At 70.7% G+C, this 13,901-nt stretch carries 12 protein-coding genes; 8 read left to right on the top strand and 4 right to left on the bottom strand.

Annotation, left to right across the window (positions count from 1 at the left end):
• Positions 1 to 8: 8 nt before the first annotated feature.
• Entirely contained in the window at positions 9 to 1,013 is a 1,005-nt protein-coding gene (locus ACZ5K7_RS07460) for a GlxA family transcriptional regulator (protein ID WP_468911517.1), read from the bottom strand.
• 806 nt (positions 1,014 to 1,819) lie between these two features.
• On the opposite strand from ACZ5K7_RS07460, the gene ACZ5K7_RS07455 reads away from it, so the two are divergent.
• From ACZ5K7_RS07455 to ACZ5K7_RS07445, 3 genes are all read left to right on the top strand, one after another.
• Positions 1,820 to 4,162: a hypothetical protein gene (locus ACZ5K7_RS07455; RefSeq protein ID WP_468911515.1), complete on the top strand. Its 2,343-nt coding sequence runs from the start codon at positions 1,820 to 1,822 to the stop codon at positions 4,160 to 4,162.
• Entirely contained in the window at positions 4,159 to 5,466 is a 1,308-nt protein-coding gene (locus ACZ5K7_RS07450) for a S53 family peptidase (protein WP_468911512.1), read from the top strand. Before ACZ5K7_RS07455 ends, ACZ5K7_RS07450 begins: the two co-directional genes overlap by 4 nt.
• 114 nt (positions 5,467 to 5,580) lie before the next feature.
• The gene (locus ACZ5K7_RS07445; protein WP_468911509.1) at positions 5,581 to 6,066 is read left to right on the top strand and encodes a hypothetical protein; all 486 of its coding nucleotides are present in this window, start codon (positions 5,581 to 5,583) and stop codon (positions 6,064 to 6,066) included.
• A 16-nt stretch (positions 6,067 to 6,082) separates the two neighbouring features.
• Here the strand turns inward: ACZ5K7_RS07445 and ACZ5K7_RS07440 are convergent, their stop codons facing one another.
• Both ACZ5K7_RS07440 and ACZ5K7_RS07435 read right to left on the bottom strand, forming a co-directional pair.
• On the bottom strand, positions 6,083 to 6,325 hold the full coding sequence (locus ACZ5K7_RS07440) for a DUF397 domain-containing protein (RefSeq protein WP_468911507.1): 243 nt from the start codon (positions 6,323 to 6,325) through the stop codon (positions 6,083 to 6,085).
• A complete protein-coding gene (locus tag ACZ5K7_RS07435; protein ID WP_468911505.1) occupies positions 6,322 to 7,143 on the bottom strand; it encodes a helix-turn-helix domain-containing protein in 822 nt (273 codons plus the stop codon). Before ACZ5K7_RS07435 ends, ACZ5K7_RS07440 begins: the two co-directional genes overlap by 4 nt.
• A 130-nt stretch (positions 7,144 to 7,273) precedes the next feature.
• On the opposite strand from ACZ5K7_RS07435, the gene ACZ5K7_RS07430 reads away from it, so the two are divergent.
• On the top strand, positions 7,274 to 7,738 hold the full coding sequence (locus ACZ5K7_RS07430) for an ATP-binding protein (protein WP_468911502.1): 465 nt from the start codon (positions 7,274 to 7,276) through the stop codon (positions 7,736 to 7,738).
• Between the two features lie 37 nt (positions 7,739 to 7,775).
• Here ACZ5K7_RS07430 and ACZ5K7_RS07425 read toward each other — a convergent pair whose 3' ends face one another.
• Entirely contained in the window at positions 7,776 to 8,534 is a 759-nt protein-coding gene (locus tag ACZ5K7_RS07425; protein WP_468911499.1) for an intradiol ring-cleavage dioxygenase, read from the bottom strand.
• A gap of 257 nt (positions 8,535 to 8,791) precedes the next feature.
• Here ACZ5K7_RS07425 and ACZ5K7_RS07420 point away from each other — a divergent pair, with 257 nt between their 5' ends.
• From ACZ5K7_RS07420 to ACZ5K7_RS07405, 4 genes are all read left to right on the top strand, one after another.
• The gene (locus ACZ5K7_RS07420) at positions 8,792 to 10,018 is read left to right on the top strand and encodes an acyl-CoA dehydrogenase family protein (RefSeq protein WP_351692018.1); all 1,227 of its coding nucleotides are present in this window, start codon (positions 8,792 to 8,794) and stop codon (positions 10,016 to 10,018) included.
• 5 nt (positions 10,019 to 10,023) lie between these two features.
• Positions 10,024 to 11,256: a CaiB/BaiF CoA transferase family protein gene (locus ACZ5K7_RS07415; RefSeq protein WP_468911494.1), complete on the top strand. Its 1,233-nt coding sequence runs from the start codon at positions 10,024 to 10,026 to the stop codon at positions 11,254 to 11,256.
• A gap of 223 nt (positions 11,257 to 11,479) precedes the next feature.
• Complete coding sequence (locus ACZ5K7_RS07410) at positions 11,480 to 12,400, top strand: UTP--glucose-1-phosphate uridylyltransferase (RefSeq protein WP_351692024.1); 921 nt, start codon at positions 11,480 to 11,482, stop codon at positions 12,398 to 12,400.
• 313 nt (positions 12,401 to 12,713) lie between these two features.
• Positions 12,714 to 13,874: a 4-hydroxybenzoate 3-monooxygenase gene (locus ACZ5K7_RS07405; RefSeq protein WP_468911490.1), complete on the top strand. Its 1,161-nt coding sequence runs from the start codon at positions 12,714 to 12,716 to the stop codon at positions 13,872 to 13,874.
• The last annotated feature ends 27 nt before the right edge of the window (positions 13,875 to 13,901 follow it).

Below are 13,901 nucleotides of genomic sequence, written 5' to 3'. Positions count from 1 at the left end.
GGCCCGGTTCAGACCCGGGCCGTCGCTGTCGGCGTCGGTGTCGCCGTCGCCCGGAACGTGTTCCGGTAGGTCTGCGGGGACACCCCGATCGCCGCGTGCAGGTGCTGCCGCAGGGACGTGCCGGTGGCGAAGCCGACCTCCGCGGCGATGCGGTCGATCGCCAGGTCGCTGGTCTCCAGCAGGTGGCGGGCCCGGTGCACCCGCTGCTGGATCAGCCAGCGGCCGGGGCTGACACCGGTCTCGTCCTGGAAGCGGCGCGCGAAGGTGCGCTGGCTCATCCGGGCGTGCTCCGCCAACTCCCTCAGGGCCAGCGGACGTTCGAGGTTCTCCAGGGCCCAGGCCCGGGTGGCCGCGGTCCCGGTGGCGCTCTCGTCGGGCACCGGCTGCTCGATGTACTGCGCCTGGCCGCCGTCCCGCCACGGCGGTACGACACACTGCCGGGCCACGCTGTTGGCGACCGCGCTGCCGTGGTCGGAGCGGACGATGTGCAGGCAGACGTCGACACCGGAGGCGGCGCCCGCGGAGGTCAGTATGTCGCCGTCGTCGATGAACAGCACGTCCGGATCCAGGGCGACCTGCGGGAACATCCGCCGGAACCGGGGCGCCAGCGCCCAGTGCGTCGTCGCGGGCCGCCCGTCCAGCAGCCCGGCCGCCGCGAGCGTGAACGCCCCCGTGCAGATGGAGACGATCCGGGCACCGGGCCGGATCCGCCCGAGCGCGGCGGCCACCGGCGAGGGCAGCTCGTCCGTGATCCGCGTCATGTCGTACGGCGGTACGACCACGGTGTCCGCGCTCTCCAGCACCTCGGGCCCGTGCCCGACGGTGACCGTGAAGTCGGCGTTGGTCGCCACCGTACGGTCGTCGGTCGCCGCGCAGGTCAGCACCTCGTAGGCGCCCGGCACGCACGGGAAGACCCGGTTCGGGATGCCCAGCTCGAAGGGGTAGACCCCGTCGAGGGCGAGCACGACGACCCGGTGGGGCCGGGTCTTCAGGAAGTCGATGTCGGCGGACATGGCACGATTCTATCGCCAGCCGCCCATGTGGCCATCGCGCGTCCCGCCCCGGAGAGGCGTTCGACGCCCGTCGGTGCCCGGGGACAGAAAGGCCTTCCGTGAGGTCCTAGCCGCGGACGACGCGACCTGCTCCGCCCGGCACGTGATCCGGGCGGTACTGGACGAAGGCCCGCCGCGGCCCACGGTGCGGCCGTCATGCCAGAAACGGCGGCAGTCTCCCGCCCTCGTTCGGGAGTCCGGCGACCGCGGAGCGCAAGGCCGTCCACGAGCGTGAGAAGAGATCCACGTCCGTAACCTACCGGGACTGTGTGGGCTCGCCCGCTGGGCGGTCGACCGGTAAAGGCGTCACGCGTTGTCGCGCGTGCTGGAACACTGCGTCGGTGACCGGCTCCGCACTGCCTCGGCTGCTTCGACCTCGTGCCCTGAGGCGCGGAGACCTCGTCGTCGCCTCGCTGTCCGGGCCACTCCATGCCGTGTACGAGCCCGACCTCGAGCAGGCGGTGGTCGTGCTCGAGCGGATGGGATTCCTCGTGCGTCGGGCACCGCTCGCGCGAGATCGCCGTGCTCGTGCAACAACCGCCCACGGAAGGCCGTCTGACGGTCCATCGGAATCCGGAGTCCGGGCGACGCGGCGTTCTTGTGCGATCCCTCCCGCGTCCCGATACTGATCGCGAACCACGCGCCAAAGGCGGCGTGCTTGCCCCAGTTAAAGGTCACGACTTCGGGTGCAAAGTCGCCGTCGCGCACGAAGTGTGGCCTCTCTGCGGTGAGTTCTCATGCTCGAACCCGAGGAGGCTGGACACCCGATGCCGTTCCCCCTGCTCAGACCCCCGAAGAGGCATGCCGACCGGCGCCGTCCAGCCGCCGTCGCCGTCGGCTTGGCCTGCGCTCTCCTGACCGCCTTTCCCGCCGCTGCGGACACGGGCACCCCCACAGGCGCCGCCGCCACCTCGTTGACGGCGACCGGTGTCAGCACCGACACGACGACCGTCACGCTGGTGACGGGCGACCAGATCGTCGTGACCACCCGGCCCGGTCAGCGGCCCACGTACATCGTGCTCCCCGCCGCGGGCGAGGACGGCGCCATCGAGTCGTACGACGACGCGTCCGGCGACCACTACGCCATCCCCGCGGTGGCGATGCCCTACCTGGGCAACGGACTCGACCTCTCGCTCTTCGACATCACCCGGCTCGCACAGGACCAGGAAGGTTCCGGCACCGCCGGCGCAGCCTCTGACAACGTTGCCAGCGCCGACGGCGGCCGAATATCCGTCGACCTGTCCTTCGCCCCGGGCACGACGCCGACCGGGCCCGCGGGGGTCACCCTGACCTCCGTGTCCGGTGCCACCGCGCAGGGATACCTGACCGCCTCCTCGGGCACCGCGTTCACCGCGGCGCTGCGCACGGCGACCGGCACCGACGTGGCCGCGGGCCGCCCGCCGGGCAGCACACCGCTGTTCGACGGGCTGACCTCGATGAGCCTGACCGGCGCGCACACCGAAGGCACTCCCGACGGAACCGTCAGCCCCAAGTACCCCCTGAAGATCCTGCAGATCGACGCGACGGGGCTGACCGGTCTGCCGGCCACCGCCTACCTGCAGCTGTACAACACGGATTCGTTCACGCGCGAGAACACCTCCGTCACCACGGTGAACGGCGTCGCGCGCATCGCGGTGCCGGCCGGGAACTACGGGCTCTACGGCCTCTTCTACGACTACGACGCGCAGGGCCGGCTGTCCGCCGTGCGCCAGTTCACCCTCAGCGACTTCACCGTGTCCGCCACCGGGACCACCACGGTGTCGCTCGACGAGACCACCGCGAGCTCCCTGTTCTCGGTCCGGACACCGCGTCCGGCGGTCCAGGACATCCTCATGGCGAACTACTTCCGGCGGGACGCGACCGGCGCCCTGGCCAGCATGCTGCTGACGATGTGGGGCAGCACCCCGCTGTACACCAACGCACAGCCCGCCGCCGAGGTCGGTGAGATCCACGACGTCATCCAGTGGGGCGCCACGGCGACCACGGCGAGCGACGCGTACCGCTACGACCTGGCGTACGGAGCGGACGGGGTGCCCGCGGACCAGACGCATGTGGAGACGGCCCGCACACTCGCCACGGTGCACCAGCACTTCGCCATCGACCCGGCGGCGAACAACAGTTACCACGGCTCCCTGCTGAGCGGCTTCGTCGACTCCTACAACGCCGTCGGCGGGGCCACGCAGGTCAGCCCGTGGAACGGGCAGCAGTGGCCCGCCGACCTGACGGAATACCTCGGCACGGGTGACGGCGGCACCTGGGCGCAGATGGCCAGTTCCCCGAGCTCCGTGTGGCAGTACGCCGATCCACTCACCTTCGCCGGCGGCCGCTCGTACTCGGTGGACTGGAACCACGGCCCGCTGAAGCCCGCGCTCGGCCGGCACGTCGGCTACCAGTTCTGCTACGCCTGCGCGGCGGGTCCGAACCTCACGATGATCCTGGACCCCGCGGTCGACAGCGTCTCGACGCACGTCGGCTTCTACGCCTTCGGGGCGGTGCCGCAGCACTTCACCCTGTACGCGGACGGGCAGCAGGTCTTCGACTCGACGAACCAGTACGGCGTCGAGATCAAGGGGGCGCCGACGACGCCGACGACCTACCGCACGGTGTACGACACCGACCTGAGCGCCAATCCGAGGTTCAGCCAGTCGACCAGGACGCACACCGACCTGACGTTCCGGTACATCCCGCATCCGGGTGGCGGCAGCCTGCCCGACGCGGACACCTGCTTCGGCGAGTCGGCGGACACCCCCTGCCAGATCCTCCCCGCCCTCACCCTCGGCTACCGGCTGACCTCCGACAACAACAACACGAGTGACCAGCTGATCCAGACCATGCGGCTCGACGTCGGCCATGTCTCTTACGACGGCGCCGGCTCGCACTCCCGGATCACCTCGGCGAAGGTGTCCGTCTCCTACGACGGAGGCACCACCTGGAAGCCCGCGCTCGTCGTGGGCCTGAACGGGACGTACCAGGCCGCGTGGCTCAACCCGGTTTCCGCGCGCGGCACTTCACCCGCGATCAAGGTGACCGCGACCGACGCGGCCGGCGGCTCGATCACCCAGACCATCACCAACGCGTACACCATCGCCGCCAGTGGAGGCACCCGATGACCCCGGCCCGCATCCGCGTGCTGCTGGTGGCCCTGACCGCCGCGGTGGCGGCCGCGGCCCCGTCCGTCTCCTTCGCGGGCACGCCTTCGCAGAGCACCGGCGGCACCGACCGCACCGGCGCGACCACGTCCACCGCGACGGCCGCGTCCACCGCGTCCACCACGTCCACCGCGAACGTGACCCCGGCGTGCGGCGCCGCGCGCCCCGGCTTCGCGCGGTGCTTCTCCCTGGTCCGCACCGACATCGACGGCGGCAAGGGGGTCCGGGGCCCGAACGCCGCGGGCAGCGCGACCGCCACCGCCACCGCCCTGCCCAGCGGATACGGACCAGCCGACCTGGACGCGGCCTACAACCTGCCGAGTTCGGGCGGCGCGGACCAGACGGTGGCGGTCGTCGACGCCGGCGACGACCCGAAGGCCGAGGCCGATCTGGCGGTGTACCGGCAGACGTACGGCCTGCCGCCCTGCACGACGGCCAACGGCTGCTTCCGCAAGGTCAATCAGCGGGGGCAGAGCGCACCGCTGCCGGTCGACCGCGGCTGGGGCGTCGAGATCTCCCTCGACCTGGACATGGTGTCCGCGGCCTGTCCGGACTGTCACATCCTGCTCGTCGAGGGCGACGACGCGAGCGTCGCCAATCTGTCCCAGGCAGTGGACACCTCGGTCGCGCTCGGCGCCACCGAGGTGTCCAACAGCTACGGCACGGCCGAGGCGAACGGACTGCAGAGCTACTCGGCCTCCTACAGCCACCCGGGAGTGGCGATCACCGTGTCCTCCGGCGACTACGGGTACGGCGTGCCGAACTGGCCGGCCGATCTCACCAGTGTCACCGCGGTCGGCGGCACCTCGCTCAGCCGGGCGGGCAACGCCCGTGGCTGGACCGAACAGGCGTGGGGCAACTCCACCGGCGGCGCCGGCAGCGGCTGCTCGGCGTGGATCGACAAACCGGCCTGGCAGACCGACCAGAACTGCCCCGGCCGGATGGTCGCCGACGTCGCGGCGGTCGCCGACCCGCTGACGGGGCCCGCGGTGTACGACAGCTACGGCGGCTATGCCGGGTGGCTCGTCATCGGCGGCACCAGCGCGTCCGCGCCGTACATCGCCGGGGTCATCGCCCTGGCGGGCAACCCGGAGCGGTACGCGGACGCGTCGTACTTCTACGGCGGCACGGCGGGGCTCAACGACGTCGTGGGCGGCACCAACGCGGAGCGCGTGGACTGCGGCGGCGACTACCAGTGCAACGGGGTCACCGGCTACGACGGGCCCACGGGCAACGGCTCGCCGAACGGCCTCGCGGCGTTCTGACCGTAGGTGGGGGCCGGCATCGTCGGCCCCCACCGAGATCAAGAAGCGGTACCGCGTAGTCTTCACCGACATCTCCCTGGCGGAGTAGGCGCTTCCGGGAGGGGTGACGCGGTGGTGAACCCGATCAGGTACGCGCGGGTGCTCGGCGGTGTCACCGCGCTGCTCGCGGGCGTGACAGGTTGCGCCGACACGACAGCGTGCGCCGGTGTCGGTGTGGTGGCCCAGGTCGGTGTGTTCTTCGCGCAAGAGGGTTACGGAGATCTGGCCGGAGCCTCCGTACGGTTGTGCGCGAACGGCACGTGTGTCGAGGACAGGCTGCGGAACGAGAGCGTCTCAAGCGTCATCTTGCCGCTGCCGGACGACATCGGCCCCGATCTCGGCACGGTCCGTTTCCGGGTGACCCGCGAGGGCAGCACCGAGCCCCTCATCGACGCGTCCGCCCAGAAGAAGCTCGGCTTCCAGTCCGACCAATGCGGCGGTGGCGTCTACAACGGGGGACTCGCCTTCACCAAGGAGCGCGGCCTGACGACCGAGATCCCGAAGAGCGTGTCGAAGGCCCGGCTCAAGCAGATCATGGACCGGGCCACCGAGCCGTCCTGACAGACCGGCGCCCCGGTCACTTCCCCGCGTACGCGAGGAAGCCGGCCCAGGCGGCGGGGGAGAGGGCGAGCGCGGGGCCCTGGCGGTGCTTGGAGTCGCGGATGTGGACGGTGGTGGGGCAGGTGGCTACTTCGACGCAGTCGCCGGAACCGCCGCTGCTGTAGCTCGACTTGTGCCAGGAGAGGGCGACTTCGAGGCAGTCACCGTCGCCGCCGCTGCTGTAGCTGCTCTTGAACCAGGTCAGTTCGGTGGTGCTCATAAGTCCCCTCGCATCCGCTGCAACAGGCTCCTGGAGTCTTCCAGCGTAAGAGCCTGTGAGCGCATCCTGGCATAGCGCTGCTGGAGGATGCTGACCTCCTTCGGTTCGGCTACGAGCAGGCCGCCGCGTTGCCCCTCGCAGTAGGCGAACCACTTGTTCTCCGGGGTCTCCAGAAGCTGCACCGGACCGTCGAGCCCTGCGTGTGACTCCCTTACCGTGGGCATGATCTGGATCTCCACGTTGCGCAGTTCAGCGATATCCAGGACGTTGGCGATCAGCTCGCGTGCGACTTCTGCACCGCCTGTGCGCCGCCGGAACAGGTGCTCTTCGAGGATGAAGCCGAAGGCGGTGTTCGGCCGCCGCGCGAGCAGTTTCTGTCGTTCCGACCGGGCCGCCCATTGCGCCTCGATCTGGTCGTCGTCGAGCGGCGGCAGTTGCTGCGTGAAGAGCGTTCGCGCGTATGCCTCTGTCTGCAACAGTCCCGGAATCAGGCGGCTCTCGTACGTGTACAGCGTGATCGCCGTCGCCTCCATCCGCGCCCACTGCCGAAACCAAGCCGCCAGCCCCGGTTGCCGCATCAGATGTACGGCCGCCCGCCGCAAGGCCCCCGTATTCCCCAGCACCCCCTCCGACGCCTCCACCAACGACTCGTCCGGCATCCGCCTCCCCAACTCCACCGATGCCACCGTGTGTTTCGAGAACCGCACCTGTTCCGCGAACTCCTCCCTGCTCAACCCGGCGTGCTCGCGCAACGCCTGGAGCACCGCTCCGAAGGTCCGCAGACTGTCCGACGACTCCGGCTCCACTCCATCGCCCACGTAGGCCACCTACCACCCCCCATGGTCACGGCCGGTGACCAGTACGGTCCAGTGCGTCACCGCGTACGCGGGCCCGGCGTACGCGGCTCTCAGCTGGAGAACCGCTGGTCCGGGGCGGCAGATTGGGCGCATGGACGCTCCCCCCACCGCCGTCACCGTGAGTCGAACACTCGCCCAGCGGCTCAGTGCCACTCCGCGTGGCGCCCGCCTCGCCCGTCATCTCGCTGTCGCCCAACTCCACGCGTGGGGCGGGCCGTTCGCGGCGGCGGAGGTGATCGACAAGGTGTCGGTGATCGTCGCGGAGCTGGCGGCCAACGCCGTGACGCACGGACGCGTGCCGGGGCGGGACTTCGAGCTGCGGGTGTCGCTGGTGACGGGGAGCGTGCGGGTCGAGGTCACGGACACCCTGGCCGAACGGCGGCCGCCCGCATCCGGCGTGGTACGGCCGGGCGGGCCGCTGGACGACGGCGGGCGCGGGCTCGTGCTGGTGGACGCGCTGGCCGATCGGTGGGAGGTGCTGAGCAGGGACTGCGCCGACGCACCGGGCAAGACCGTACGGGCCGAGGTGGACCTGCCGTTCCGGCGCAGACCCTGAGTCGGGCCCCGGGGGACGTGCCCCCGGGGCCCGGGCGTCAGCTGGAGACGCCGAGGGTGAGCGTGCCGGTGTAGCCGGCGGTGGTGGAGCCGGTGACGGTCATCAGGCCGGAGGTGGCGCCGCCGTCGTCGTAGATGGAGTCCTGGGCGAGGGTGGTGCGGGTGGTCGTGTTGGTCGAGTAGGGCGAGACCTTGGCGACGGCCGTGGTGATGGTCTCGTTGATGAAGAGCTGGCCGGTGTGCACGGTCCTGCCGCCGGTGAAGGAGCCGTCGGAGGTCAGGGTGACGCCCGTGTGGACCTTCACGTGGATGTGGATGCAGCGGCCCCGGTACCAGCCCGGGTAGATGGTGGTGATGTTGGCGACGCCGCTGGAGTTGGTGAGCACGCCGCCGCGCAGGAAGGTGCCGTCGTCGGCCTCGTTGTGGCCGTTGTTGCCGACGTACCCGGAGTACTCGCCGAGCGCGTCGGTGTGCCAGACCTCCACGAGGGCGTTGGGGATGACGGTGCAGGCGGAGTTGACGACGGTCAGGGCGAGCTTGAACGTGATGCCGGGCTTGCCCTCGGTGATGTCGGTGCGGACCAGCGCGCCGTCGAGGTAGTAGGGGCCTTCGGTCATCTCCTCCGTGAGCGTGCAGACCGCCGCGGCGGCGGCCGGCTTGAGGTCGGGGGCGGCGACTGCCGCGGGGGCCTCGGTCGAGACCGCTGCACCTACGGCCAGGGCAGCGGCGGTCGTCCCGGTGGCGACGAGTACGGTACGGCGCCCGACGGAGCGGGCGTCCTCTGAGGTGTCTGTCATGGACACGGCACCGTAGGAATGGTTGCTGTCGGAAAGCTGTCAGTTCAGCAAAGTGAACAACCGTCAAGTCCTGAGTTGAGACAGCCGGACGGACGATCACTGTTCGACGTCGCGGAACGCGCCGGTACCGGGCACGAAAGGGGCCATTGGGGTCGTTCGCCGCGACGAGGGCACCCCTTGAACGGCGAGGGCGCGCGGGAATCGGCACGGGATCCGGGTCTAATCGCGCCAGAGAACCGTGCTGGAGGAGGATTTCCATGGGTGCCACCCCGCTTCTGCCCACACCGTCCGGTCCCTACCTGGGCGCAGGGCGGCTGCCCGCCGATTTCTACTCCTTCGAGGAACTGCTGACGGACGGCGAGCGGGAGAAGATCGAGCGCGTCCGTGAGTTCCTCGACACGCAGGCCGCTCCCCTCGTCGACGACTACTGGGCCCGAGCCGAGTTCCCCTTCCAGCTGGTGGCGGGGTTCGGCGGGCTCGGGCTGGTGGACTGGGCGGACCCGGCCTCCGCGGAGACCAAGCCGAGCAATCTCCTGTCGGGATTCCTCGCGCTGGAATTCGCGCATGCCGACGCGTCCTTGGCGACCTTCTCCGGCGTGCACACGGGGCTCGCCATGGGCTCGATCCTCGCCTGTGGCTCCGAGGAGCAGAAGCAGCGCTGGCTGCCGGCGATGAGCCGCTTCGAGAAGATCGGCGCCTTCGGGCTGACCGAGCCGCACGGGGGTTCCGACGTGGCCGGCGGCCTGCGGACGACCGCGCGCCGCGACGGCGACGGCTGGATCCTCGACGGGGCCAAGCGGTGGATCGGCAACGCGACCTTCGCCGACCTGGTCGTCATCTGGGCGCGGGACACCGAGACGAACCACGTGCTGGGCTTCGTCGTGGAGAAGGACACCCCCGGGTTCACGGCGACGAAGATCGAGAACAAGATGGCGCTGCGGATCGTGCAGAACGCCGACATCGTGCTCGACGGCTGTCGCGTTCCGGAGGCCAACCGGCTGCAGAACGCGAACTCGTTCAAGGACACCGCCGGCATCCTGCGCCAGACCCGCAGCGGGGTGGCCTGGCAGGCCGTGGGGACGATGTTCGGCGCCTACGAGATCGCGTTGCAGTACGCGAAGGAACGCGAGCAGTTCGGGCGCCCGATCGGCGGCTTCCAGCTCGTCCAGGACCTGCTGGTGAAGATGCTCGGCAATGCCACCGCCTCGTGCGGGATGGTGGTGCGCCTGGCCCAGTTGCAGGACGCCGGGATCTACAAGGACGAGCACTCCGCCCTCGCGAAGGCGTACTGCACCGTGCGGATGCGGGAGAGCGTCGGGTGGGCCCGGGAACTGCTGGCCGGCAACGGCATCGTCCTGGACTACAAGGTCGGCCGATTCGTCGCCGACGCCGAGGCCCTCTACTCGTACGAGGGCACGCGGGAGATCCAGACCCTGATCGTGGGACGCGCCGTCACCGGCGGCCTGAGCGCCTTCGTGAAGTGATGACGATGACCACCGAATCCGTCTTCACCGGCCTGAAGGTCCTCGACGCGTCCTCGTTCATCGCGGCACCGGCCGCGGCCACCGTGCTCTCCGACTTCGGAGCGGACGTCATCAAGATCGAGCCACCGGGGGCGGGCGACCCCCAGCGGCGGCTGAGCTCCGTGCCGCCCAGTCCGCAGGCGAAGGCGAACTACAGCTGGCACCTCGCCAACCGCAACAAACGGGGCATGGTGCTGGACCTGAAGTCGCCGACGGCCGTCGAGGTCCTCAAGCGGCTCGTCGAGTGGGCCGACGTGGTGATCACCAACTTCCCGCACGGCACCCGCGAGAAGCTGCACCTCGGCTACGAGGAGGTCTCCGGCTGGAACCCGCGGGTCGTCTACGCCGACCTCACCGGCTTCGGGGACACCGGCCCCGACGCCCGGCAGCCGGGCTTCGACCTGACCGCCTTCTGGTCGCGCAGCGGCCTGCTGGCCTCCACCCGGGACGCGGGCGCCCCACCGACCGTGCCGGTCTGGGGGAGCGGCGACTACACGACGGCGATCGCCATCTACGCGGCGATCACGACCGCCCTCTACCGCCGCGAGCGGACCGGACAAGGGGCCAATGTCGGGACGTCACTGCTCGCCACCGGCGTCTGGGCCACCGGCACCCTGGTGGCCGGCGCCCTCGCCGACGGCACCCCCTTCGAGCTGCACGACCGGAAGGCCCCGGCGAACCCGCTGAACAACCCCTACCGGACCGCGGACGGCGAATGGCTCATGCTGGTCGCCTCACCCGCGCGCTGGCAGGGGCTCGCACGCGCCGTCGGACACCCCGAACTGCTGGAGGACCCCCGCTTCGCCGACCTGGAGGGTCTGATCCGGCACGCCTCCGCACTGGCCGAGCTGCTCGACACCGAGTTCCGCTCGCGGCCCTTCGCCCACTGGAAGGACGCGCTGGACCGGGAACGCATCACCTACAGCCTCATCCAGACACCGGAAGAGGCCGCGCGGGACCCGCAGCTGCGCGAGAACGACATCGTCGTCCCGCTGGAGGGGGTCAGCGGGCTGGCGGAGACCGTCAGCAGCCCGGTCAACCTCCGAGGGGTGCCGAAGGTGCCGGCGAGACGGGCGCCGGAGCTGGGCGAGCACAACGACGAGATCCTCGCCGAGCTGGGCTTCGGCCCCGCCGAGATCGCCGAGCTGCGCGCCCAGGGGACGGTCCCCGCCCCGGCGGAGACGGAGCCGCCGCGATGAGCATGGCGCCGGAGGAGTCCGCGGACCGGGACGCCCCTCCCCCTTCTTCACCTCCCCCTCCCCCGGCACCTCCCCCTTCGCCTTTCTCTTCACCTTTCTCTTCATCTCGCCTTCGCCCGGAAATCGTCTGGACGAAGGACTCCGGCCGGTCGGCGTTCACCGGGTGACACGGCGCCCGTTGATAGCGTCGGCGTACCCGTGCCGTCCGACCGAGAGAGACCTGATGCCCCCGACGATCCGCAGGGCCGTGATCCCCGCCGCCGGACTCGGCTCCCGTCTGCTGCCGCTGACGAAGGCCACGCCGAAGGAGATGCTCCCGGTCGGCGACAAGCCGGTGATCGAGCACACGGTGCGGGAGCTGGTGGACTCCGGCATCACCGACATCACCATCGTCGTCTCGGGCGGCAAGAGCCTGATCCAGGACCACTTCCGGCCCAATCCCGGGCTCGTTGAGCAGCTGCGCGCCGACGGGAAGACCGCCTACGCGGACGCCGTCGAGGAGGTCGCCGAGCTGGCCCGCCGCGGTCACATCACCTACCTCGACCAGTACGGCCCGTACGGCAACGGCACGCCCGTGCTGAACGCCGCCCGCTCCTTCGGCGACGAGCCCGTCCTGGTGCTCTGGCCGGACGACGTGTTCGTCGCCGACGTCCCCCGCTCCCAGCAGCTGATCCGCGCCTACGAGCAGACCGGCTGCCCGGTGCTGGCCCTGCTGCCGATGGACCCCGCCGACTCCCAGCGCTACGGCGTGCCCATAGTCAAGGAGGACCTCGGCGACGGCCAGCTGCGCATCACCGGCCTGGTGGAGAAGCCCGCACCGGCCGACGCGCCGTCCCCGTACGCGGCCATCGGCGGGTACGTCATCACCCCCGGCATCATCGACGAACTGCGCGAACAGACCCGCCGCTGGTACGAGCACCGCACCGGCGAGGTGTACCTGACCGACGCCATCAACGCCTACGCCGCCAGCCGGGCCGTGTACGGGCAGGTCATCCAGGGCCGCTGGTACGACACCGGCAACCCGGCCGACTACCTCGTCGCCCAGATGGCCTTCGCCCTCTCCCACCCCGAGTACGGGCCCGTCCTGCGCGGCCTGGTCCGCGGGCTCGACGAGGAGCAGGAGGACGCGCCGGATACGGTATGATCGTCTCAGAGCTGGTCACCACAACACCCGGTGGCTGGTACTGCGTTGGTGGTCCAAGGAAAGACGCCCCGCTTCCTGCGGGGAAATGCAGGTGCAAGGCCTGCCCGGCGCTCCATCCGGTGCCCGTCCGCATGATGCGGACGGGCACCGTGGCGTTTGCCCCCTGGCTTCTCGGCCTCTCGGCCTCGCGGTGTTCGTCGCCTCCGGCAACCCTTTCGGGCTAATCATCCCGCTTCAACCCCCTTCGGCCGCCTGTATCCAGGATCCGGCTGATATGAAACCTCCTGGCCAAAAGGAATCTTCGGGGGCGGGTATGACAACAGCACAGGTCGGTGTGGTGATCGTCGGGGCTGGACCGGCAGGGCTGGTGCTGGGGAATCTGCTCCTGGACCGCGGTGTCGACTGCGTGATCCTGGAGCGGCGCGGCCGGGACGCGGTCGAGGGCCGGGCCAGGGCCGGTTTCCTCGCCCCCCACTCGGTGCGGATCCTGACGGAGAACGGCCTGGCGGCCGGCCTGCTCGCCCGCGGGCAGACCCACACGACCTGCCTGTTCCGCAGCGACCGGGGCGAATTCACCCTGGACTACGGAAAGCTGGGCCTCGGCGAGCCGCACACCGTCTACCCCCAGCAGGAACTCGTACGGGACCTGGTCGCCGAGTACCTGCGGCGCGGCGGGGAGATCCGGTTCGGCGCCGAGGCCGAAGAGGTGACCGACGGCCGGGTGCGGGTGCGCGGCGGCGCGGACGTCACCGGGCGGTATGTCGCCGGATGCGACGGACACCGGGGCATCGGCCGCGCCGCCCTCACGGCCCACGGCGCCCGGACCGCCCGCTGGGACCATGGCGTCTCCTGGCTGGCCGTACTGGTCGCGGCCCCGCCCAGCCTGCCGGCCGTCGGATACGCCCTGCACGAGCGGGGGTTCGCCGGCCACATGGCCCGCACCGCCTCCGTCACCCGGTACTACCTGCAGTGCCCGCGAGGCACCGACCCCGCCGAGTGGAGCGAGGACCGGATCTGGACGGAGCTCGCGACCCGGATGCGGACGGCCGAGTTCGGACCGCTGCGCGAGGGCGCCGTCCTGGAGAAGACACTCGTCGACCTGCGCTCCGACGTCCTGGAGACCCTGGGCGCCGGCCGGCTGTGGCTGGCCGGCGACTCCGCCGGGCTCATCAGCCCGTCCGCGGCCAAGGGCGCCAACCTCGCCATCCTGCAAGCCGAGTCACTCGCCCGCGCCCTCGAAAGCGCCGTGGCCCACGGCGACGAAGCCGGCCTCGGCCGGTACGCCGGCTCCTGCCTGCCCCGCATCTGGCACGCCCACGAGTTCTCGCAGTGGATGAGCACCCTGCTGCACGGCCCCGACGGCGACGACGACACCGCCCGCTACGGACGGGCGCTGCAGTACGCCCGCCTGGAGAGCCTCCGCACCTCCCGCTCCCACCAGGACTTCTTCGCCGAGAACTACACCGGCATCTGATCCCCGGGATCCACAACCCCCGGTTTC

This window comes from Streptomyces sp. NPDC031497 (genome assembly GCF_055580905.1).
This window is presented reverse-complemented; position numbering and strand designations above follow the sequence as displayed.